The 22,685-nt window shown below is 73.5% G+C and carries 19 protein-coding genes and 1 pseudogene; 13 read left to right on the top strand and 7 right to left on the bottom strand.

The features are described from left to right. The 6 genes and pseudogenes from JWP64_RS00620 to meaB all read left to right on the top strand — a co-directional run. Positions 1 to 374, top strand: a pseudogene (locus JWP64_RS00620) (hypothetical protein); the annotation flags it as partial. 33 nt (positions 375 to 407) lie between these two features. Continuing rightward, a complete protein-coding gene (locus JWP64_RS00615; protein ID WP_297490893.1) occupies positions 408 to 1,394 on the top strand; it encodes a DUF6529 family protein in 987 nt (328 codons plus the stop codon). 20 nt (positions 1,395 to 1,414) lie between these two features. Continuing rightward, positions 1,415 to 1,915 carry a Rieske (2Fe-2S) protein gene (locus tag JWP64_RS00610; RefSeq protein ID WP_297490891.1) on the top strand — a complete coding sequence of 167 codons (501 nt, stop codon included), beginning with the start codon at positions 1,415 to 1,417 and terminating at the stop codon, positions 1,913 to 1,915. A 138-nt stretch (positions 1,916 to 2,053) separates the two neighbouring features. Next, on the top strand, positions 2,054 to 3,967 hold the full coding sequence (locus tag JWP64_RS00605; protein WP_297490889.1) for a methylmalonyl-CoA mutase subunit beta: 1,914 nt from the start codon (positions 2,054 to 2,056) through the stop codon (positions 3,965 to 3,967). After that, positions 3,964 to 6,159, top strand: a complete 2,196-nt coding sequence (gene scpA / locus JWP64_RS00600; RefSeq protein WP_297490887.1) for a methylmalonyl-CoA mutase — start codon at positions 3,964 to 3,966, stop codon at positions 6,157 to 6,159. Before JWP64_RS00605 ends, scpA begins: the two co-directional genes overlap by 4 nt. Beyond that, a complete protein-coding gene (gene meaB, locus JWP64_RS00595; protein ID WP_297490886.1) occupies positions 6,159 to 7,142 on the top strand; it encodes a methylmalonyl Co-A mutase-associated GTPase MeaB in 984 nt (327 codons plus the stop codon). The genes scpA and meaB overlap by 1 nt, the downstream gene beginning before the upstream one ends. A 6-nt stretch (positions 7,143 to 7,148) precedes the next feature. Here meaB and JWP64_RS00590 read toward each other — a convergent pair whose 3' ends face one another. Next, on the bottom strand, positions 7,149 to 7,538 hold the full coding sequence (locus JWP64_RS00590; RefSeq protein ID WP_297490883.1) for a hypothetical protein: 390 nt from the start codon (positions 7,536 to 7,538) through the stop codon (positions 7,149 to 7,151). Between the two features lie 454 nt (positions 7,539 to 7,992). Here JWP64_RS00590 and JWP64_RS00585 point away from each other — a divergent pair, with 454 nt between their 5' ends. From JWP64_RS00585 to JWP64_RS00575, 3 genes are read left to right on the top strand one after another with little or no spacing between them, the layout of a single operon-like run. Then, entirely contained in the window at positions 7,993 to 8,922 is a 930-nt protein-coding gene (locus JWP64_RS00585) for a YihY/virulence factor BrkB family protein (RefSeq protein WP_297490903.1), read from the top strand. A gap of 50 nt (positions 8,923 to 8,972) precedes the next feature. Further along, positions 8,973 to 9,779, top strand: a complete 807-nt coding sequence (locus JWP64_RS00580) for a metal-dependent hydrolase (protein ID WP_297490881.1) — start codon at positions 8,973 to 8,975, stop codon at positions 9,777 to 9,779. A gap of 10 nt (positions 9,780 to 9,789) precedes the next feature. Then, positions 9,790 to 10,605, top strand: coding sequence for an NAD(P)-dependent oxidoreductase (locus tag JWP64_RS00575; RefSeq protein WP_297490879.1), 816 nt, complete (start codon positions 9,790 to 9,792; stop codon positions 10,603 to 10,605). 97 nt (positions 10,606 to 10,702) lie between these two features. Here the strand turns inward: JWP64_RS00575 and JWP64_RS00570 are convergent, their stop codons facing one another. Next, entirely contained in the window at positions 10,703 to 11,395 is a 693-nt protein-coding gene (locus JWP64_RS00570) for a ferredoxin reductase (protein ID WP_297490877.1), read from the bottom strand. Position 11,396: 1 nt separating this feature from the next. Beyond that, entirely contained in the window at positions 11,397 to 12,002 is a 606-nt protein-coding gene (locus JWP64_RS00565) for a sulfite oxidase-like oxidoreductase (protein ID WP_297490873.1), read from the bottom strand. 133 nt (positions 12,003 to 12,135) lie between these two features. On the opposite strand from JWP64_RS00565, the gene JWP64_RS00560 reads away from it, so the two are divergent. After that, on the top strand, positions 12,136 to 13,056 hold the full coding sequence (locus JWP64_RS00560) for an alpha/beta hydrolase (protein WP_297490871.1): 921 nt from the start codon (positions 12,136 to 12,138) through the stop codon (positions 13,054 to 13,056). On the opposite strand, the gene JWP64_RS00555 is transcribed toward JWP64_RS00560, so the two are convergent. Beyond that, entirely contained in the window at positions 13,044 to 13,697 is a 654-nt protein-coding gene (locus JWP64_RS00555) for a Pr6Pr family membrane protein (protein WP_297490869.1), read from the bottom strand. The two genes, JWP64_RS00560 and JWP64_RS00555, sit on opposite strands and share 13 nt — an antisense overlap. A gap of 289 nt (positions 13,698 to 13,986) precedes the next feature. Between JWP64_RS00555 and JWP64_RS00550 the strand changes: the two genes are divergently transcribed. From JWP64_RS00550 to JWP64_RS00540, 3 genes are all read left to right on the top strand, one after another. Then, positions 13,987 to 14,550 carry a DUF742 domain-containing protein gene (locus JWP64_RS00550; protein ID WP_297490865.1) on the top strand — a complete coding sequence of 188 codons (564 nt, stop codon included), beginning with the start codon at positions 13,987 to 13,989 and terminating at the stop codon, positions 14,548 to 14,550. Between the two features lie 61 nt (positions 14,551 to 14,611). Next, positions 14,612 to 15,829, top strand: a complete 1,218-nt coding sequence (locus JWP64_RS00545) for an acyl-CoA dehydrogenase family protein (RefSeq protein ID WP_297490862.1) — start codon at positions 14,612 to 14,614, stop codon at positions 15,827 to 15,829. A gap of 132 nt (positions 15,830 to 15,961) precedes the next feature. Further along, a complete protein-coding gene (locus tag JWP64_RS00540; protein ID WP_297490860.1) occupies positions 15,962 to 16,927 on the top strand; it encodes a glycosyltransferase family 2 protein in 966 nt (321 codons plus the stop codon). On the opposite strand, the gene JWP64_RS00535 is transcribed toward JWP64_RS00540, so the two are convergent. The 3 genes from JWP64_RS00535 to JWP64_RS00525 form a co-directional block, all read right to left on the bottom strand. Next, positions 16,917 to 19,082: a bifunctional diguanylate cyclase/phosphodiesterase gene (locus tag JWP64_RS00535; RefSeq protein WP_297490858.1), complete on the bottom strand. Its 2,166-nt coding sequence runs from the start codon at positions 19,080 to 19,082 to the stop codon at positions 16,917 to 16,919. The genes JWP64_RS00540 and JWP64_RS00535 overlap by 11 nt on opposite strands. 12 nt (positions 19,083 to 19,094) lie before the next feature. Next, positions 19,095 to 19,940: an SAM-dependent methyltransferase gene (locus JWP64_RS00530; protein WP_297490856.1), complete on the bottom strand. Its 846-nt coding sequence runs from the start codon at positions 19,938 to 19,940 to the stop codon at positions 19,095 to 19,097. A gap of 100 nt (positions 19,941 to 20,040) precedes the next feature. Next, on the bottom strand, positions 20,041 to 22,587 hold the full coding sequence (locus JWP64_RS00525; RefSeq protein ID WP_297490853.1) for an RNA helicase: 2,547 nt from the start codon (positions 22,585 to 22,587) through the stop codon (positions 20,041 to 20,043). Between the last annotated feature and the right edge of the window lie 98 nt (positions 22,588 to 22,685).

Here is a 22,685-nt window from a genome sequence, read left to right as displayed (position 1 = left end):
CGGCGCAGGCCCCGGCGGCCGCAGCCCCGGCCACTCGGGCTCCGGGCCGGCCGGCTGTCGCCGACACCGCGTTCGCCGGCCGCTCGGCCGGCAACCAGGTGACGCTCTCCGTCGGGGTGAAGGACGGCCAGGTGCTCGCCTACGTCTGCGACGGCAAGGACGTCGAGGAGTGGCTGACCGGCACGATGGAGGGCAGCTCGCTGACGCTGACCGGTTCGGACGGCACGTCCATGACGGCGGGCACCACGGAGGACTCCGTCCTCGGGAACGTGTCCGTCGGCGGCAAGAGCTGGCCGTTCGCCGCACAGGCCGCGAAGCGGCAGCCTGCGGACACCACGGACCGCGCAGCCCTGCGCGAGCTGTCGAACGCCTGATCGGCCACCACGACCCCCCGGAGGTACCCCCACGTGCGTGACACCCGGCCGTCCGGTCCCGGCCTCCACGGAGGCGCGGAGCCCGACCCCCAGGCCGCCTACCGCGAAGACCCGCCCACGGACCCCTGGGGCATCCCCGCGGTCCGCGGGCACGAGCACGACGACCTCGAGCCGGCCACCGACGCGATGCGCCCCGTCCCCGGGCCGCACGACGTGGTGACCGGGCCGTTCCCGGCCGTCGACCGCAATCCCGAGCCGTACGGCAACCCGTCCCGCGACCCCTACGGACAAGACGACGACCCGTACGCGGGCCCTTATCGGGACGACTCCTACGGCGACACACTCTTCACGAACGACCTTGACGGCCACCCCCACGCGGACGCCCGCGCCTACGAGTCCCCGGCCCTCGACGAGCCCGGCTACGACGAGCGCGTGTACGACGAGCGCGTGTACGACGAGCCCGGCCTCGAGCAGCACGATGGCCGCCCCGCTCCCCGGCTCGCCGCGCTGGTCGTCCCCGTCGGCGTCGGGATCCTCGTGTCGGTCGCCATCGGCGTCTACGCCCGGCTGCACGAGGGCACCGGCACCGCGATCAACCTCGCGGGCTTCTCCAGCGGCCTCGCCGCGAAGACCTGGCTGACCGCCGCCGCGTTCGTGTTCGCCCTGGTCCAGCTGTACTCGGCGATGCGGATGTACGGCCGGTTCGGCGGCGCCGCCGGCCCGCGGACCGCCGCCGCGCACCGCTGGTCCGGCCGGATCGCGGTGCTGCTGACCATCCCGGTCGCCGTGCACTGCCTCTACGCGCTCGGCTACTCCGACGCGAGCGTCCGGGTGCTCGCCCACTCGCTGCTCGGCTGCTTCTTCTACGGCGCGTTCGTCGCGAAGATGCTGCTGCTCGGCCGCCGGGACGCCCCGCGCTGGGTGATGCCGGTCTTCGGCGGCCTGGTCTTCACCGCGCTCACCGCCCTGTTCCTGACGTCGTCGGTGTGGTTCCTCAGCACCCACGGCCTCACGTTCTGACCGCTGTAGGAGGATCATTCGTGACCCCGAACACCACTGTCTCCCGCCGGGCCGTGCTCGCCGGGACCGGGGCGGCCTGCGCGGCCGGCTGCCTCGCCGTCGCCGGTTGCGCGACCTACGACTCGGGCGGGGCGCCCGCCGCGGCGCCGGCCACCACCCCGGCCACCACCACCCCGGCCACCACCACCCCGGCCGCCGCCGGGGCGACGGGTGCTGCGCCGCAGGCGAGCGGCGGCGCGGTCCTCGCCTCGACCTCGGACATCGGCGTCGGCGCCGGCGCCATCTTCGCCGACAAGGGCGTCGTCGTCACCCAGCCCGCGGCGGGGGAGTTCAAGGCCTTCTCGACCACCTGCACGCACCAGGGCTGCGCGGTCAACGCGGTGACCGGGGGCACCATCAACTGTCCGTGTCACGGCAGCAGGTTCTCGATCACCGACGGCGCCCCGACCGCGGGCCCGGCGAAGAAGCCGCTGCCGGAGAAGGCGATCACCGTCGACGGGGAGTCCATCCGTCTGGCCTGATCACCCGGTCGCGGGCGTGGTCCAGGCCACGATGTCAGCGCTGCCCGTTGCCGGGGTGCTCACCTAGACTCCCCGCAACCCCGGGTAACGGCGCGCACAACGGTTCGTGCTCGCCACCGCGGCCGAAGAGGAGTGGCGATGAGTACGACCCACGAGGACCCGCCGGTGCCCGAGGGTGGCGTGCCGGACGAGCTCGTCCCGGACGAGCTCGTGCTCGCCGGCGAGTTCGACACCCCGAGCCGGGACGAGTGGACGGCCGCCGTCGACGGCGTCCTGCGCAAGGCCCGCCGGATCACCGACGACGCGCCGCTCGGCGCGGGTGTCGAGAAGCTGGCCTGGACCACGCCGGACGGCATCCGGGTGCAGCCGCTCTACGCCGCGGAGGACGTCGAGGGCCTGCCCGCGACGGGGGTGCCGGGCAGCGCCCCCTACGTCCGCGGGGACCTCGCCACCGGGCACGTCCCCGGCGGCTGGGACGTCCGCCAGCAGCACGCCCTCGCCGACCCCGAGGCCGCGAAGCTCGCGGTCATGGCGGACCTGGAGTGCGGGGTCAGCTCGATCTGGCTCGGCCTCGGCCCCAACGGCGCGCCCGTCTCGTCGCTGGCCGCGATCCTGGACGAGGTGCTGCTGGACCTCGCGCCCGTCGTGCTGGACGCCGGCCCGGAGGCCGAGGCCGCGGCCGAGGCGTTCCTGGCCCTCGCCGCGGACAAGGGCGTCGCCGGGGACGCGCTCCTCGGCACGCTCGGGCTGGACCCCGTCGGCCTGCGCGCCCGCACCGGGTCCGGTCCGGCCGTCGAGTCGGTGGTGCCGCTGGCCACCCGGGTCGCGAACGAGTTCCCGCACGTCAAGGCCGTCGTCGTGGACGCGACACCCGTGCACGAGGCCGGCGGGTCGGACGCCCAGGAGCTCGGCTTCTCCCTGGCCGCGGGCGTCGAGTACCTCCGGGCCCTCACCGCGGACCTGGACGTCCCGACCGCCGCCCGGCTGCTGGAGTTCCGCTACGCCGCCACCGGCGAGCAGTTCCCGACCATCGCCAAGCTCCGCGCCGCCCGCCGGCTCTGGAGCCGGGTCCTGGAGGCCTCCGGGGCGGACGGGCCGGGCCAGGCCCAGCACGCCGTCGTCTCGCCCACGATGTTCACCCGCCGGGACCCGTGGGTGAACATGTTGCGCGGCACGGTCTCGGGGTTCGCCGCGGGCGTCGGCGGCGCGGACGCCGTCACGGTCCCGCCGTTCGACTCGGCCCTCGGCCAGTCCGAGCCGTTCTCCCGCCGCGTCGCCCGCAACACCCAGACGCTGCTGATCGAGGAGTCCCACCTCGCCCGGGTCATCGACCCCGCGGGCGGCTCCTGGTACGTCGAGCACCTCACGGACGACCTCGCGCAGGCCGCGTGGGCGTTCTTTCAGGAGATCGAGGGCGCGGGCGGCGCGGTCGCCGCGCTGGACTCGGGCCTGGTGGCCGAGAAGGTGGCCGAGGTCCGGGCGATCCGGGAGAAGGGCGTCGCGACGCGGAAGACGCCGTTGACAGGCGTCAGCGAGTTCCCGAACCTGGACGAGAAGCCGGTCGAGCGCACGCCGCTCCCGGCGCCCGTCGAGCGGGGTGGGCTGCCGCTCTACCGCCCGGCCGAGGCGTACGAGGCCTACCGGGACCGCTCGGACGCGCTGCTGGCCGAGAAGGGCGAGCGCCCGCAGGCGTTCCTGGCCACGCTGGGCCCGCTCGCGGCGTACACCGCGCGAGCCGCGTTCGCCCGCAACCTGCTGCAGGCCGGGGGGATCGCGGGGCCGGAGGCCGGGCCCACCGAGTGCGCCGAGGACGTCGCGAAGGCGTTCGAGGGGGTCGGCACGCCGGTCGCGGTGATCTGTTCGACCGACAAGCTCTACGACGAGCGGGCGGAGACCACGGCGGCCGCCCTGCGTGAGGCGGGGGCGGCGTACGTGCTGCTCGCGGGCCGGCCGAAGGAGCCGGTCCCCGGCGTCGACGGCTACCTCTTCGCCGGCTGCGACGCGCTGGCCGTGATCGGTGACGTGTACGGCGCCCTGGAGGGAGAGAAGTGAGCATTCCCGACTTCACCGGAGTCCCGCTGCTCGGCGACACCACGCCCGGCACGGACTGGTCCGCCGCCCTCGGCGGCGCGGAGCGTCCCGAGGCGTGGGAGGCGCCCGAGGGCTTCGGGGTCAAGCCGCTCTACACGGCGTCGGACCTCGAGGGTGTGGACTTCCTGCGCACCTACCCGGGCATCACGCCGTACCTGCGCGGGCCGTACCCGACCATGTACACCAGCCAGCCGTGGACGGTCCGGCAGTACGCCGGGTTCTCCACCGCGACGGAGTCGAACGCCTTCTACCGGCGCAACCTCGCGGCCGGGCAGAAGGGCCTGTCGATCGCCTTCGACCTCGCCACCCACCGCGGCTACGACTCGGACCACCCGCGCGTCGCGGGGGACGTCGGCATGGCGGGGGTCGCGATCGACTCGATCTTCGACATGCGCCAGCTGTTCGACGGCATCCCGCTGGACAAGATGTCCGTGTCGATGACCATGAACGGCGCGGTCCTGCCCGTGCTCGCGCTCTACCTCGTCGCGGCGGAGGAGCAGGGGGTGAAGCCGGAGCAGCTCACGGGGACGATCCAGAACGACATCCTCAAGGAGTTCATGGTCCGCAACACCTACATCTACCCGCCCCAGCCGTCGATGCAGCTGATCTCGGACATCTTCGGCTACACCAGCCGGAAGATGCCCAAGTTCAACTCGATCTCGATCTCCGGGTACCACATCCAGGAGGCCGGGGCGACGAACGACCTCGAGCTCGCCTACACCCTCGCGGACGGGGTCGAGTACCTGCGGGCGGGCATCGACGCGGGCATGGACGTCGACAGCTTCGCCCCGCGGTTGAGCTTCTTCTGGGCGATCGGCATGAACTTCTTCATGGAGGTCGCGAAGCTGCGGGCCGCGCGCCTGCTCTGGTCGAAGCTGGTGAACCAGTTCGAGCCGAAGAACCCGAAGTCGCTCTCCCTGCGGACGCACTCGCAGACGTCCGGCTGGTCGCTCACGGCGCAGGACGTCTACAACAACGTCGTCCGCACCTGCATCGAGGCGATGGCCGCGACCCAGGGGCACACGCAGTCCCTGCACACCAACGCCCTGGACGAGGCCCTCGCGCTGCCCACGGACTTCTCCGCGCGGATCGCCCGCAACACCCAGCTGCTGCTGCAGCAGGAGTCCGGCACCACCAAGGTCATCGACCCGTGGGGCGGCAGCTACTACGTCGAGCGGCTCACCTACGACCTCGCGAAGCGGGCGTGGGCGCACATCACCGAGGTCGAGAAGGCCGGCGGGATGGCCGAGGCGATCGACGCGGGCATCCCGAAGCTGCGCGTCGAGGAGGCCGCGGCCCGCACCCAGGCGCGGATCGACTCCGGTCGCCAGCCGGTGATCGGCGTGAACAAGTACGTGGTCGACCAGGACGAGCAGATCGAGGTGCTCAAGGTCGACAACAAGAACGTGCGCCGCGAGCAGATCGAGAAGCTGGAGCGGCTGCGCCGGGAGCGGGACTCCCGCAAGGTGGACCCGGCGCTGGAGAAGCTCACCAACGCCGCCGCGGCGATCGCCGAGGGCGGCAGGCGGGACTTCGACCAGAACGTACTGGGCCTGGCCGTCGACGCCGCCCGGGCGATGGCCACCGTGGGCGAGATCTCGGACGCGCTGGAGAAGGTGTTCGGGCGGCATTCCGGCCAGATCAGGATCATCTCCGGCGTGTACTCAGAGGAGGCCGGCAGCAACCCGGCCATCGCCCGTGCCCGTGAGCTCGTCGCCGAATTCGCCGAGGAGGAGGGCCGTCAGCCGCGGATCCTCGTCGCGAAGATGGGCCAGGACGGCCACGACCGCGGCCAGAAGGTCATCGCGACGGCGTTCGCGGACCTCGGCTTCGACGTGGACGTGGGCCCGCTGTTCCAGACCCCGGCCGAGGTGGCGCGGCAGGCCGTCGAGGCGGATGTGCACGTGGTCGGGGCGAGCTCGCTCGCGGCCGGGCACCTGACGCTGGTGCCGGAGCTGCGCGAGGAGCTGGCCAAGCTCGACCGCGGGGACATCATGGTCGTCGTCGGCGGCGTCATCCCGCCCGCGGACGTGCCCGAGCTGCTGGAGATGGGCGCGGCGGCGGTGTTCCCGCCCGGCACGGTCATCGCCGAGGCGGCGGTGGACCTGCTCGGGAAGCTCACCGCGGCCCTGCACGTGGAGTCCCACGACTGATGGCACGTCAGCCGGACGTCCCGGCGCTGGCCAAGGGGGTCCTCGACGGCTCCCGGCCGGTGCTCGCGCGGGCGATCACGCTCGTCGAGTCGAACCGGCCGGACCACCGGCAGGCGGCCCAGCAGCTCCTTCTGGAGCTGCAACCGCACGCCGGTGGGGCCACCCGCGTCGGCATCAGCGGCGTCCCGGGTGTCGGGAAGTCGACGTTCATCGAGGCCCTCGGCACCCGGCTCACCGGCGCGGGGCACAAGGTCGCGGTCCTGGCCGTCGACCCGTCGTCGACCCGGACCAAGGGGTCGATCCTCGGGGACAAGACGCGCATGGCGGCGCTCGCCGTGGACGACAACGCGTTCATCCGGCCGTCGCCGAGCGCCGGGACGCTGGGCGGGGTCGCCCGGCGCACCCGGGAGACGATGGTCCTGATGGAGGCGGCGGGCTACGACGTCGTGCTGGTCGAGACGGTGGGCGTCGGGCAGTCCGAGGTCACCGTCGCCGGGATGGTGGACACGTTCCTGTTCCTGACCATCGCGCGCACCGGGGACCAGCTGCAGGGGATCAAGAAGGGCATCCTCGAGCTCGCGGACGTCGTCGCGGTGAACAAGGCGGACGGCCCGCACGAGAAGGACGCGAAGGCCGCCGCCCGGGACCTCGCCGGGGCACTGCGGATGATGACGCCGCTGACGGACGTGTGGCGGGCGCCGGTGCTGGCCTGCAGCGCGCAGACCGGGACGGGGCTCGACGAGGTCTGGGAGAAGGTCCTGGCCCACCGCGCCGCGCTGGACGAGGCGGGGGAGCTGGCGACCCGGCGCGCGGACCAGCAGGTCGAGTGGATGTGGGCGATGGTCCGGGACCAGCTGATGGACCGGCTGACGTCGGACGCGGGCATCAAGGGCAGGCTCCCGGAGCTGACGAAGGACTTGCGTGCGGGGGAGCTGACGCCCACGCTGGCGGCGCAGGAGATCCTGGACCTGCTCGGGATGTGAACAGGCTCACCCGCTCTCCGGCGGGCGGGTGCCGGTGCCCTTGGGCCGGCCGCCGCGGCGCATATCGCCGGTGGTGGTGCGGCGGCCCGGGTCCAGCAGGCGCTTCCACTTGGCCTGGGCGGCCTGCCGGCTGGAGAGCTGGGCCTGCACCGCGTCGGCCACCTTCGCCCAGGTCATCCCGTCGCTGCGCAGCTTCCGGATGAGCCCGCGCTCGTAGTAGTCCGCCTGCCGGCGCATCTCCTGCACGAGGGCGTACCAGGCCGCGGCGGCGTCGTTGGTGAGGGCGCCCTCCTTGCTGCGCTCGGCGAGGAAGGCGAGCTGGGCGGCCAGGGAGCGGTCCCGGGTGACGGAGGGGTCGATGCGTTCGATCCAGCGCTGGGCCTCGTCGTAGTTCATATGTCATTGATACATTGACGCCGTCGAATCGTCCACCTTTCCTTGACCCGCCGCACGGGCGGCCCCGGCCCCGAACCGAACCCGAGCCGGACCGAGGGGACCGGCAGCCGCCACCGCGGCGCGCTGGGGGCAGCACGCGACAGACACGGGCCTCGGCGCGCATGCTGTACGCGTGACGGGCCCGGGGGGAGACGGCCGGCGGATCAGCACCGGGGGTGCCACCGCCGAGAGCCCCACGCGCCCGGACGTCACGCGCCCGGACATCCCCGTACCGCCCGGGCCGGGCGACGGGCTCGTCCCCTGCGGCGAGCACGGGGCGGACGAGCGCACCGTCCGCCTCCCCGACGCCTGCGACGACGGCTCCGAGACCGGCGACGGCCCGCACACCCGCAGCGCCGACGCCGCCGCGGCCCGCCCGGAGGAACCGGTCCTCGCCGCGGATCCCACCGTGAAGCTGACCGCCGCGGGGGAGCCCCGGCCGCGCGGCGCGCGCGGGGCCTGGCTCGCGATCAGGCGCACGGTCGTCCGCGCCTGGGACGACAACATCTTCAGCGAGGCGGCCGCCGCGGCGTTCTGGCAGACGCTGTCGCTGCCGCCGCTGCTGCTCGGGCTCCTGGGCAGCCTCGGCTACATCGGCACGTGGTTCGGCCCGGACACCCTGACGGCCGTGCAGGAGGAGATCGTCCGGGCCTCCGGCAACGTGTTCAGCCGCAACGCCGTCGACGAGATCATCGCCCCGACCGTCGAGAGCATCCTGACCACCGGGCGCAGCGAGCTGGCGTCCCTCGGGTTCGTGATCTCGCTGTGGTCCGGCTCGTCCGCCATGTCCTCGTTCGTGGACGCGATCACCCGGGCCCACAGCCAGTACGGCATCCGGAACGCGGTCTGGCAGCGCATCCTCGCGCTGCTGATGTATGTGGTGGGGCTGGTCGCGGGGATCATCGCCCTGCCGCTGCTGGCGCTGGGCCCGGACCGGTTGCCGGACCTGCTGCCGAGCTCCTGGCGGGAAACGGCCGTGACGCTCATCGGCTGGCTCTACTACCCGGGCCTGGGCCTGCTCCTGATGCTCGCGCTGACGACGCTCTACCGGCTCGCCCTGCCCGCGAAACCGCCCTGGTACCGGGGCATTCCCGGAGCGCTGCTCGCCGCCGTCGTGTTCCTGGTGGGGGTCACCGGGCTGCGCGTCTACATCAGCTGGCTGACCACCACGGGCTACACCTACGGCGCCCTCGCCGCCCCCATCGCGTTCCTGCTCGCGGCGTTCTTCATCGGGCTGGCGATCGTGCTCGGCGCGCACTTCAACGCGGCGATCCAGCACTACTGGCCCAAGCCCCTGAAGGACCGCCGCGGCACGGTCGAGCAGCACGGGGCAACCCGGCACTGATCACGGCGCGTCGCCGCGGCAGGGCACCGTGCCACCCGTACGGTCACGGAGTGCTCGGGGTCAGTCACGCCACGTCGGGAGCGGCCCTCGGGCTCGCGGTCGCGGGCTTCGCGCCCACCCTCGTCGGGATGACCCCGACCGCCGGGACGATGCTCACCTTCGCCGGCGTCTGCGCCGGCGCGGCGCTGCTCCCGGATCTCGACCACCCCGGCTCGACGGCCACCCGCCGCTTCTCGTGGGCGTCCTGGCTCGCGTCGAAGGCCGTGCGGCCGCTGTCCGGGCTGGTGTTCGACCTGACCCGCGGCCGCCGGGACACCGGGAAGGGCACCCATCGCGGCCTGACGCACACCGCGGCGGGCGCGGCGTTCCTCGGCCTGGCGGTCAATCTGGCCTCCGCGCAGTGGGGCACCCCGGTCGTGCTCGGCACGCTGTTCGTGTGCCTGGCGCTGGCGATCAAGGGCCTCGACCACCTTGTCCCCGGGCCGCCGTCGCTGGTGATCGCGGCAGGGCTGACCTGGGTGGTGCAGGAACAGGTGCCGGGCGGGACGGCCGGGACCGTCGGCTGGCTGGGCGCGGCCGTCGCGCTCGGAATGGTCGTGCACTCCCTCGGGGACGCGATCACCTCCTCCGGTGCGCCGCTGCTCTGGCCGGTGCCCATCCGCGGGCGGCTCTGGTACCCGGTCGGCAGCCCGCGGCCGCTGCGGTTCCGGGCGGGCGGGAAGGTGGAGATGCTGCTCGTCGCCCCGCTGCTGACGATCGGGACCCTCGCGCTCGCCGTGTACGTGGTGCCCGGCGCCCTGGAGCTCGCGCTCAGCGTGCGGGACCAGGCCGTGCGGCTGCTGCCGCGGGCCGGGTGAGAATGATCGGGTGACTCGTGAACTGCCGGCCCGTCCGGTGATCGGGATACTGCACCCGGGGGCCATGGGCGCGTCCCTGGGCTCCGCGCTCAAGGGGCGGGCCGGGGCGGTGATCTGGGCGGCCGCGGGACGGACCCAGGCCACGTCGAAGCGCGCGGAGCTGGCGGACCTCGTCGGGGTCCCGGACCTCGCGGAGCTCGCGCGACGGTCGGACGTGATCATCTCCATCTGCCCGCCGCACGCCGCGCGGGACGTCGCCGAGCAGATCGCCGCCGCCGTCGAGGGGCGGGAGCGGCGGCCGCTGGTCGTCGATGCCAACGCCGTCTCGCCCGGCACCGTCGCCGGCATCGGTGCGCTTCTCGGGGCCGACGACGTCGTGGACGGCGCGGTGATCGGCCCGCCGGCCTGGGAGAAGGGCCGCACCGTGCTGTGGCTCTCCGGCGCCCACGCGGGCGTGATCGCGGACCTGTTCGCCGGCACCCCGTTCGACGCGCGGGTGCTGGGCCCGGAGCTGGGCACCGCGAGCGCGCTGAAGGCGTGCTTCGCGTTGCAGAGCAAGGCGCTGCCCGCGATCTGGCTGGAGCTCGACGAGGCGGCGCGCACCTTCGGCGTCGACGCCGAGCTGCGCGGGGAGCTGGCCCGGACGGGCGTGGACTATCCGGGGGCCCTCGGCGCCGTCGCGGGCGTCGCGGCGGAGAAGGGCTGGCGGTGGGTGGGGGAGATGGAGCAGGCCGCGGACGCGTTCGCCTCGATCGGCCTGCCGGACGGCTTCTCCCGCGCGGCCGCGGAGATGTACCGCCGCCGCTCCCAGACGCCCGAAGCCTGACCCCACCCGCTGATCAGCCGGCGCTCGAATGGCTCGAGCGGTGCTGGATGGTGCTTGAGCCACTCGAGCACCGGGCACCAGGGCACAGGGGCGGCGGTCAGGTCGGGCCGAAGCGTTCCACCCGGATCCGGTCCGTCCCCACCCCGAGCTCGATCAGCCGGTCCGTGGCGGTGTCGCAGAACCCGGGGGTCCCGCAGACGAAGACGGTTCGTGGCGCGCCGTCGAGCAGCGGCTTCAGGTCCTCCGCCGAGAGCCGTGCGGGCGGCCGCGGATCCCCGGGTGGCGCCTGCCTCGTGTAGACGACCGTCGTCTCCGGCCCCACCAGCTCGTCCGCGTAGTACAGGTCCGCCGGCCGGCGCGCGGAGACGATCAGCTTCAGCCGCTCCGGATGCCCGATCGCCCTCGCGTGCCGCAGCATCGACATGAGCGGCACGACGCCCGACCCGCCGGCGACGCCCAGCGCGGGCGTGTCGCCGGCCCACGCGAAGAAGCCCCCGATCGGGCCGCGGACCTCGAGGGTGTCCCCGGGCACGACGACCTCGTGCAGGAACCCGGACACCTCGCCCTCCGGGAACAGCTCCACCGTCAGGTCGATCTCGTCCCCGCCCGGCATCGACGCCACCGAGTACGAGCGCTGCGCCCGGTAGCCGTCCGGCGCCGTCAGCCGGACCACGTAGTACTGCCCGGCCAGGTGCGTCATCGGGGTCGTGAGGCGGAGCCGGAAGGTCTTGGCGTTCGGGGTCTCGCGCCGCACCTCGATTACGGTCGCCTCCTGCCACGGACTCGTCATGTCAGTCCCCCTGGTAGCGCTGCTCGAGCCAGGGGTCGCCGCGGTCGTGGTAGCCGTTGCGCTCCCAGAAGCCCTGCTCGTCGTGGCTCATCAGGCGCAGTCCGGAGACCCACTTCGTGCTCTTCCAGAAGTACAGGTGCGGCACCAGCATCCGCACCGGGCCGCCGTGGATCTCCGGCAGCGGCGCACCGTCCGCCTCCCACACGATCCACGCCTTGCCGCCGGTGATGTCCTCGATCGGCAGGTTGGTCGTGTAGCCCGTGCTCGACGACGCCATCGCGAACCGTGCGCCCTCCTGCGGTTGCGCGATCTCCAGCAGGGTGTCCAGCGAGACGCCCTCGAACGTCATGCCGAACTTTGACCACGTCGTCACGCAGTGGATGTCGCCCTCGTACCGCGAGCGGGGGAGCGCGTGCACCTCGTCCCAGGTCCAGGTCGTCGGGGTGTCCACCAGGCCCTCGACGCCGAACGTCCAGCGCGCCGGGTCGATCCTCGGCGTCGCCTCGACGTGCAGGACCGGCCACTCGTCCTTCGCGTCGTACTGCCCCGGGGGCAGCCGCTCGTCCCGATCCCGTCGTCTGCCCGTGAACCCGCGGGTGATCGCCATGGGTGTCTCGCCCCTTCCGCCGACGTACGCCCGACACAGCGCCGGGAGGGAGCATGGCATTCCGCCGCCCCGGACGGATCACCGTGACGTGACGGGTGGTGCGGGAGGGGCCCGGCGATCTAGCGTCGGGGACATGTCGCTCGACCCGCAGTTCCGCGTCGTCCTGGACACCCTCGCCGGCGCGGGTGCCACCCCACTGGTCCGCGGCGACGCGGCGGACACCCGTGCCCACTACCGGAGCCTCGCGATGGCGCGGCGCGGCCCGGGCTTCGTGCCGGAGGAGGTCGCGTCGGTCACCGACACCCACGCCGGCGGCGTCCCGGTGCGGGTCTACGAGCCGGCTCGGGGCGACGGGCCGGTCGTCGTCTACCTGCACGGCGGCGGCTGGGTGGTCGGGGACGTCGACACCCACGACCCGGTCTGCCGGCGGGTGGCCAACGCGCTGGCGGCCACCGTCGTGTCCGTGGACTACCGGCTCGCGCCCGAGCACCCGTTCCCCGCCGGCCTCGACGACGCCGGGACCGCGCTGCGGTGGGCCGCGGACCGCTACCCGGGCCGCGCGCTGGGCGTGGCGGGGGACAGCGCCGGCGCCTCGCTGGCGGCCGGGCTGGCGCTCCGGGCCCGCGAGGCCGGCCCCGCCCTCGCCGGGCAGCTGCTCTTCTACCCGGCGACCGACCCGGCCCTGGCCGGCGGCTCGATCGCGGAGAACGGCGAGGGGTACTTCCTCACCGAGTCGGACATGCGCTGGTTCTACACGCAGTACCTCCCGGCGGGGGACGGCTCGGCGCCCGAGCTGGACCTGCTCCACGCGGACGTCCGCGGCGTCGCGCCCGCGGTCGTCGCCACCGCGGAGTTCGACCCGCTGCGGGACGAGGGCGCGGCCTACGCGGACCGGCTCCGGGACGCGGGGGTGCCCGTCCGGTACCTGCCCGGACCCGGGCTGATCCACGGCTACGCGGCGTTCCTCGGCGCCGTCGACGCCGCGGAGGACACCGTGTCCGCGGCCCTCGAGTTGTTCGCGGAGCTGCTGTCCGTGCGCGCTCAGACGGCCTGACCGCCCGGGAGCCGCCGGTCCACGGCGAGGGCCCCGAACCCTAGGCCGAGGAACAGGACCGCGACGACCAGGCAGTTCAGCGCGACCCGCCCGTACCCGAGCACCGCCACGTTCACGAACGGGTACGGGTACCAGCCGATGATCGCGCCGCGGACGAGGGTGACCGCGAGCCACGCCACGGGGTAGACCGCCGCGAGCAGCACGGTCCGCAGGGTGGTCAGCCCGCGCGGCCCCACGACCAGCCAGCCGACGACGCCGAGGACCGGGGCGAGCGTGTGCAGCAGGAAGTTGGCCACCGCCGCCAGGCCCCGCGGATCGTCGAGCGGGGCCAGCACCAGGTGGTAGACGACGCCGGTGACGGCGATGCCGAGGATCGCGTCCAGGTGCAGGACGCGCAGCGCCGTGCCGCCCCGGGATCCGAACAGGGGCCGGCCCCGGGCGAGCAGCAGGCCGGTGACCCCCAGCAGCAGGTTCGTCAGGACCGTGAAGAACGAGAAGATGTTGGCCGCGCTCGCCACGGCGGTCGGGAACCGCTCCCCGGGGTCGGCCGCGGACGACACGATCTGGAGCAGCACGCCGAGCAGGCAGACGGCGGCGACGACGCCGGACCAGAGGCGAGCGAGGGGTACGGTCCGGGCCACGGCGGCACCGTACTGGTGCCGACGGTCCCGGCCGGGTCACGTCCCCGATCGGTGGGCGATTCGTCGCCGATCCGTGACGCTGGGAAGTCGGTCGTCACACACCAGGCGGTTCCTGCCGGGGCGGCCCGAATCGTCATGCCTGCGGAACAGCTCGGACACAGCCGCGTAACGCGTCCTGGCGAGGGTCTGGCGTCAGGTGTCCCGGGCCGGTGACACCACGCTCCCCGAACCGGTGATGAGCCGCAGGAAGGTGAACCCAGGCGATGACCAGGTTCTCCCGGGTGGTCCCGTGACGCCCCACGACGACTTCGAGATCGGACTCACCGGGGCGCGCTTCGGCGGCGCCCCGCGCAAGAAGCGCAGGAGCCGGGCCGAGCGCGCGGCGGAGAAGGCCGCGGCCGCCCCCGACTCGACCGGCGATCCGGACCCGGACACGAGCACCTTCGCGGTCGTGTCGGCGGCTCCCGGGGCCGCGGAGCCCCTGCCGCCCCCGGCTGAGCCCGAGGGGCCGACGATCGGGTACACCGGCGCCCGCTTCGTCCGGCCGTACGTCTACACCCGCGGCCGGACCCGCTCCCGCTACGAACTCGGCCTGGAGACCCTGGTCTCCACCCCCGCGGCCGCGTTCGAGCGCCCGGAGCTCGCCGAGCACCTGCCGGTGCTGGACCTGTGCCGGCGGCCCACCTCGATCGCCGAGGTCGCGGCCCTGGTCGGGGTGCCGATCGGCGTCGCGCGCGTGATCGTCGGGGACCTGGCGGTCACCGGCGGGCTCGTGGTGCACCGCACGGTCAGCGCCGAGGGTCCGGACGTCGCGCTGATGGAGCGGGTGCTCGGCGGCCTGCGCCGGCTCTAGGACGGTGTGACGCACGGGGTCCCGACGGGCGTCGCGGCCGCCGATGTGGGAGAACCAGAGTATGAGCGACCCCGAGACGCCCGAGATCATCGAGCCCCCGATCCCCGTGGTCCCGGCGCAGTACCACACCCCGGAGCGCGAAGCGCTCCAGACGCAGGCCCGCACGTTCGCCGCGGAGCGGGTGCTGCCCGTCGCGGACGAGCTCGACAAGGTCAAGGGCGAGATCCCGCGGTCCCTGCTCGACGAGATGGCTGCGCTCGGCTACTTCGGGATCACCGTCCCCACCGAGCACGGCGGCCTCGGGCTCGGGGCCTTCGAGTACTGCATGGTGGCCGAGGAGCTGGCCCGCGCGTGGATGAGCGTCGGCAGCATCATCGCCCGCGCCCAGGGCGCGGGCACCGGGGTCGCGGACGAGTCCCGGCGCGCGGAGCTGCTGCGGCGCAGCGCCGAGGGCGAGTGGATCGGCGCGATCGCGCTCTCCGAACCGGACGCCGGATCGGACCTCGCCGCCGTCTCCACCCGCGCCGAGCGCGACGGCGACGAGTTCGTCGTCACCGGCCACAAGCGCTGGACGGGCAACGCGAAGGCCGCGGACTTCATCCAGGTCCTGGTACGTACCGAGGACCCGGCGCCGGGGGAGCGGCGCTCCGCGGGCCTGGCGACGATCGTCGTGGAGAAGGAGCGGGACACCTTCCCGAAGGGGATCACCGGCACGCCGATCGACAAGATCGGCTACCACGGCTTCGTGACCTGGAACCTGGAGTTCGACGGCCTGCGCGTCCCGGTCGCGAACCAGCTCTCCGCCGGGGACCAGGGCTTCGCCTCGACGCAGCAGTGGCTCAACATCGCCCGGGTGCACACCGCCGCCCGTGCCGTCGGCCTGGCCCGGGCCGCCGTCGAGGACTGCATCCTCTACCTGCAGGAACGCCGCCAGTTCGAGCACCCGATCGGCGACTTCCAGTCCGTCCGGTTCACCCTCGCGACCATGGCCGCCCGGGTCGAGCAGGCCCGCGCGTTCTACCAGCACGTGGCCCACCTGATCGACCTCGGGCAGCCGTGCGAGCGGGAGGCGGCGATGGTCAAGCTGCTCGCCACCGAGATGGCCGCCGAGGTCACCGGGGACGGCATCCAGCTGCACGGCGGCAACGGCTACACCACCGAGCACCGGGTGGAGCGGCACTGGCGGGACGCCCGGTTGACGACGATCTTCGAGGGCACCAGCGAGATCCAGAAGAAGATCATCTCGGACCGGCTGCTGCCGCGGAGCCCGCTCGGCTGATTTATACGGCGCGCCCCGGGATGTCACGTGTGCGCGCCCGGTCCGGCCGACGTTCGCCCGATCGGGTCACGTCCGTCCGCCGCGCGCCTCGTTGTCCGGGGAAAGGCGGCGCGACGGAACGGTGGTGGACACGTGGACGACTCCCTCCAGGAGTTCGGGCGGGACGACGGCCCGCCGCGGGTCGCCGTCGTGATGCCGGTGCGGGACATGGACCCGGTGCTGGTGTGCCGGGCCGTCGCCAGCGTGCACGGTCAGACCTACCGCGGCCCGATCGAGCTCGTCCTCTGGGACGACGGTTCGGCCACCTACGACTACCGCTTCGCGGGCCAGTGGATGGACGGCCGGGAGTCCGCGGGGGAGCGCACGGTGCACCCGCACCGCTGGGAGTTCTCCCGCGGGATCGCCGCCGCGCGCAACGCCGGGGCGGACGCGACGTCCGCGCGCTGGCTCCTGTGGCTCGACGGCGACGACGAGCTCCCGGCCGAAGCCGTCGAGCGCCTGGTGGGCGCCACCACCGGCCACGACGACGTCGAGTTCGTGATCGGGCAGTGCGACATCGCGCACCCGCGCGGCGGGGCCGGCCAGGGCTACGGGATGCCGCGCCGGCACTGGAACCTGCCGTACCTGGAGACCTGGCGGACCGCCTACGGGACCAGCGAGGACCCGCTCGCGCGGACGGTGTTCCCGATGCACGGCGGGCTCGTCTCGCGGCGGCTGTTCGAGGCGTCGGGCCGGTTCGACCCGGAGTTCACCCACACCCCGCTGGTCGACTGGTTCCTGCGGATGCTGCTGCGCGTCGTCGAGGACGACCGGCAGTTCGTCGTCCTGAACGAGGCGACCTACCTGCACCACAAGCGGCTCGGCTCGCACTCGTCGGACCGGCGGGTGGTGCACGCGCAGCGCCGCGAGGCACTGCGCCGCTACGCGTTGCGCGCCGGGGTCCCCGGGCCGGTCTTCGAGATGCTGGTGACGGACCCGCACACCGGCGCCCGCAGCTACGGGGTGCAGGTCCGCGCGGGCGCGGCGCGGTTCCCGTGGTTCCCGGCGGCGGAGATCCATGACGCGGGCACGGCCGCGACCGAGGTCGTCAGCCCGTAGCCGGCCGCCGGCGCTCCCCGCCCGGGACCGGGCTGCGCCGCAGCCTCGGCAGCGGGCGGCCCAGCAGGGGCTCGACCCGCGCCGGCCCCGCCGGCGGGGCGAGGAACCAGCCCTGTCCGGTGTCGCAGCCCAGCGACCGCAGCCGGCCGTGCTGCTCCGCCGTCTCCACGTTCTCCGCGGTGACCGACAGCCCGAGCGTATGGGCGAGCCCGATCACGGACGACAGGACGGCCTCGGTGCCCGCCGTGCCGCCACGGCCGTTCCGGCCGCCCGGCCCGATGCCGGTGACGAACGGCCCGGCCAGCTTGAGCTCGTGGACCGGCAGCGTGCGCAGGTAGGCCAGGTTCGAGTAGCCGGTGCCGAAGTCGTCGATCGCGATCCGGACGCCGAGGTCCGCCAGCGCCCCGAGGGTCTCCAGCGGCCCGCCCCCGGCGGTCATGACGTCGCTCTCGGTCAGCTCCAGCTGCAGCGCCCCCGCGGGCCAGCCGGTCCGGTCCAGGGCGGCGCGGACGTCGTCGACGAAGTCCGGCTCCCGCACCTGCCGTGCCGCGACGTTCACGCTCATCAACGGCCGCTCGCCGCCGTGCGCGTCGTGCCAGCGCCGGGCCTGCCCGCACGCCTCGGTGAGCACCCAGCGGCCCAGGGCGACGATCAGCCCGGTCTCCTCGGCCAGCGGGATGAAGCGGTCCGGGCCGAGCCGCTCCCCGGTCTCCCGGCGCCAGCGCACCAGCGCCTCTACCCCGGTGGCCACGCCGTCGCAGAGCCGTACCAGCGGCTGGTACTCCAGGAAGAACTCCTGGCGCCGCAACGCCTCCGGCAACTGGGCCGACAGCTCGAAGCGGGCGACGTCGGTGCGGTGGCGGTCCCGGTCGAACTCCGCGACCCGTGAGCGGCCGTCGTTCTTGGCCCAGTACAGGGTGGTGTCCGCGGCCTTCATCAGCTCCGCGGCGCCGGACCCGCCCTGGTCCCGGCCGACGATCCCGATGCTGGCGGACACCCGGATCTCGTTGCCCTCGACCCGCACCGGCCGGCGGACCGTCTCCAGCGCGCGCTCGGCGACCCGGCGCATGTGGGCCGGGTCCGAGGCGTCCTCGACGAGCACGACGAACTCGTCCCCGCCCATCCGGGCCACCAGATGCCCCTCGGGGGCGAGCTCGGCCCGCAGCCGTTCCGCGATCGTCCGCAGCAGCTGGTCCCCGACGTCGTGGCCGAGGGTGTCGTTGACGGCCTTGAACCCGTCGAGGTCGAGGTAGCAGACGCCGGGGACGCCGTACTCGTCCTCCAGCGCCGCCTCGAGCCGGTCGAAGAACAGCGCGCGGTTGGGCAGCCCGGTGAGCGGGTCGTGCAGGGCCTGGTGCTGCAGCCGGGTCTGGAGCAGGTGCCGCTCGGTGATGTCCTCGACCATCGCGACGAGGTAGCGCGGTTCCCCGGCCTGGTCCCGGATCAGCGAGACCACCAGGTCCGTCCAGAGCTCGGTGCCGTCCTTGCGGTAGTAGGCCTTCTCCATCCGCAGGTGGTCCACCGTGCCGGCGATCATCTCCCGCACCTGCCGCCAGTTGTCAGAGGTGTCGTAGGGGTGCATGAACTCGTAGATCGGCCGGGCCGCGATCTCCCCGGCGTCGTACCCGAGCATCGCGCAGAGCGCCTCGTTGACCTGGACTATGCGCCCGTCGAGCTCGGCGACGCTGATCCCGATCACGGCCCCGGCGAACACGGCCTGGTAGCGCGCCTCGCTCGCCCAGCGGGCCTCCTCGGCGGCGACCCGGGCGGCGAACGCCGCCATGCTGATCCGCTCCTGCTCGGCGAGGGTGCGCTCGCGCAGCGCCTCGGCGTACCCGGCGGCGAGCGCGCCCTGCAGGGCGGCGAGGCGGGACGTGCGGTCCGCGCCGGCGGGCGCCAGGTGCTCCGCGACGACGGCGAGGGTCCGCTCCAGGGACCGCGCGTCCGTGAAGTGCGCCGCGACCATGAGCCGTCCGACGCCCGCGGCGACCGTGCGGTCCCACTCCGGCGCGTCGAACGACGCGACGAGCCGGGTGGCCAGTCCGGTCAGGTACCGACGCAGGTCCCGGCGGTTCATCGAGACGTAGCTCGTGCCGAGGACGGCCGTGGTCCAGTCCGCGGCCAGCGCCGCCGGATCCACCCGGTCCCCGCCCATGGCGCCGCCCCGTCAGTCCTTCCGCGCCATGCCGGCTACGCCGGGGTAGAGCTCCGCGCCCGGCCGGACGTCGTCCGGCGAGTCCGGGCGCCACAGCGGGATCCGCACGACGCCCGGATCGAGCAGCGTCAGGTCCCCGAACAGCTTCTCGACCTCGGCCCCGGTGCGCATCCGCATCCGGTTGGGGGAGCGGTTCTGGTTGTAGACGGCCTGGGCGCTCGACGCGTCCGGCCGTCCCTCGTCGCTGGCGTGGCTGATCACGAGATGGCTCCCGCGCGCCGCGTCGGCGAGATACTCGCCCACGAAGTCGGCCGGGCCGTCGTCGTCACCGACGAAGTGCAGCACCGACACCAGCAGGACCGCCACCGGGCGCCGGCGGTCGAACCGGTCCCGGACGAGCGGGTGACCGGTGATCGCGCGGACGTCCCGCAGGTCCCCGCCGATCACGTCGGCGTGGGGGACGTCCCGCAGCAGCTCCGTGCTGTGGGTGACGGCCACCGGGTCGTGGTCCACGTAGACGACCGTGGCCGCGGGGTTCACCGCGTGCACCACCTCGTGCACGTTGCCGACGGTCGGGATGCCGGACCCGAGGTCCAGGAACTGGTCGACGCCCTGGGCGCAGAGGTAGGAGACCGCCCGGCGCAGGAACGCCCGGTTCTCCTGCGCCACGGACACCAGGTCGGGCATCTGCGCGAGGACCCGCTGGGCGAAGACCCGGTCCGACTCGAAGTTGTGCGATCCACCCAGGTAGTAGTCGTAGACGCGGGCGACGCTCGGCTGCGTGGGGTCGACCCCCGCGGGCACGTCCGCCCTCCCGTCGTTCCCGGTCCGGCCTTCGTTCTCCACCGAGCCCTGCACCCCGAACTGCTCCCTCGCGGGTCGACGTCTCTCCGGCGCCCGTCGGCACGGCTCGACCGTGCACGAACGGTGATCGGCGCGCCACGTTACCGGGTGCGGATCACCCGATGGTGTCCGAGACGCCCGTGACCCAGACCACTGCCTCGCCGGCCTCGTCCGACGCGGCCAGGTCGACCTCCGCGGTGACGGCCCAGTCGTGGTCGCCCGCCGGGTCGTCGATGACCTGTCGGACGATCCAGCGCTCCTTCTCCTCGGTGATCGTGATGAGCTTGGGGCCACGCGCGTCCGGGCCGATCTGGATGCCGCCCCAGCCGTGCAGCTCGAAGAAGGGCTCGAACGCCTCGCGCCAGGCGTCGGCGTTCCAGCCGGAGTCCTTGTCCAGCTCGCCGAGCAGGTCCCAGCGGTTCAGCGACGCGAGCTCGACGCGGCGGAACAGCGCGTTGCGCACCAGCACCCGGAAGGCCCGGACGTTGCCGGTGACACCGGCCGGCCCCTGGTCCAGCGACGGCGGCGCGATCTCGTCGGTGTCCGTCCCGCCGCCGGCGGCGAGCTTCTCCCACTCGTCGAGCAGGCTGGAGTCCACCTGGCGGACCAGCTCGCCCAGCCACTCGATGATGTCCGTGAGCTCCTCGGTGCGCGCGTGCTCCGGCACGGTCTGCCGCAGCGCCCGGTAGGCGTCCGCGAGGTAGCGCAGGACCAGGCCCTCGGAGCGGGCCAGCTGGTAGTACGAGACGTACTCGTGGAAGGTCATCGCCTTCTCGCTCATGTCCCGGACCACGGACTTCGGCGAGAGCCGGGCGTCCTCCACCCACGGCGCGCCCCGCCGGTAGGTCTCCAGCGCGGCGGTGAGCAGCTCGTCGAGCGGCTTGGGGTAGCTGACGTCCTCGAGGAGCGCCATGCGCTCCTCGTACTCGATGCCGTCCGCCTTCATCGCGGCGACGGCCTCCCCGCGCGCCTTGTTCTGCTGCGCGTGCAGGATCTGGCGCGGGTCGTCCAGCGTCGCCTCGATGATCGAGAGCACGTCCAGGGCGTAGCCGGGGGACTCCATGTCCAGCAGCTCGATCGCGGCCAGCGCGAACGGCGAGAGCGGCTGGTTGAGCGCGAAGTCCAGCTGCAGGTCGCCGACGACGCGCACGGTGCGGCCCTCGGCGTCGGGTTCGTCGAGCTTCTCGACGATCCCGGCGGCGAGCAGCGCCCGGTAGATCGCGATGGCCCGCAGGATGTGCTTGCGCTGGCGCGGCCGGGACTCGTGGTTGTCCTCGAGCAGGTGGCGCATCGCGGTGAACGCGTCCCCCGGGCGGGAGATGACGTTCAGCAGCATCGCGTGGGTGACCTGGAAGTGGCTGGTCAGCGGCTCGGGCTGCGCGCTCTGCAGCTTCTCGAACGACGTGCCGGACCAGCCGACGAAACCCTCCGGCGGCTGCTTGCGCACCACGCGCCGGCGCTTCTTGGGGTCGTCGCCCGCCTTCGCGAGCAGCCGGGCGTTCTCCACCTCGTGGTCCGGCGCCTCGGCGACGACGGTGCCGACCGTGTCGTACCCCGCGCGCCCGGCCCGGCCGGCGATCTGGTGGAACTCACGGGCCTTCAACGAGCGCGTGCGCACGCCGTCGTACTTGGCGAGCGCGGTGAACAGCACGGTGCGGATCGGGACGTTGATGCCGACGCCGAGGGTGTCCGTCCCGCAGATGACCTTCAGCAGGCCGGCCTGGGCGAGGGTCTCGACGAGGCGCCGGTAGCGGGGCAGCATCCCGGCGTGGTGCACGCCGATCCCGTGCCGGACCAGCCGGGACAGCGTCTTCCCGAAGCCCGCGGTGAAGCGGAATTTGCCGATCAGCTCGGCGATCGCCGCCTTCTCCTCCTTCGAGGTGACGTTGACGCTCATCAGCGTCTGCGCCCGTTCCACCGCGGACTGCTGGGTGAAGTGCACGACGTAGACCGGGGCCTGCTGCGTCTGCAGCAGCTCGGTGATCGTCTCGTGCAGCGGGGTCAGCACGTACTGGTAGAGCAGCGGCACCGGCCGTTCCACCGAGGTGATCTCCGCGGTCGGACGCCCGGTGCGGCGGGTCAGGTCGTCCCGGAAGAACGTCGTGTCCCCGAGCGTGGCGCTCATCAGCAGGAACTGTGCCTGCGGCAGCTCGATCAGCGGCACCTGCCAGGCCCAGCCACGGTCCGGGTCCGCGTAGAAGTGGAACTCGTCCATGACGACCGAGCCGACGTCCGCGCCCCGGCCCTGGCGCAGCGCGAGGTTCGCGAGGATCTCCGCCGTGCAGCAGATGATCGGCGCGCCCTCGTTGACCGCCGCGTCCCCGGTCAGCATGCCGACCTTGTCCGCGCCGAACACGTCGATCAGGGCGAAGAACTTCTCGCTGACGAGCGCCTTGATGGGGGCGGTGTAGAACGTGCGGACCCCGCGGCTGAGCGCCGCCGCGTGCGCCGCGATCGCGACCAGTGACTTCCCGGAGCCGGTGGGCGTCGAGAGGATGACGTTCCCCCCGGTCGCGATCTCCAGGAGGGCCTCCTCCTGCGCCGGATAGAGCGACAGGCCGCGTTCGGAGAAGGCCCAGTCCGCGAACGTCTCGACGAGGGTGTCGGGATCGGCGGCGGGAGGGAGACGGTCGCTGAGCAGCGGGGCGGTCGCAGAGGTCATGGTCCCACCGATTGTCCACGATTCCCCGGACGGGTTGCGAGGCGCCGTACAACGCACCGCACCGGCGGCTGGGCGCGTTCGCCGCACCGTACGGCCGA

Source organism: Pseudonocardia sp., from assembly GCF_025465255.1.
Classification (GTDB): domain Bacteria; phylum Actinomycetota; class Actinomycetes; order Mycobacteriales; family Pseudonocardiaceae; genus Pseudonocardia.
The sequence above is the reverse complement of the archived record's forward strand: the minus strand, read 5'-3'. Positions and strand labels throughout refer to the sequence as shown.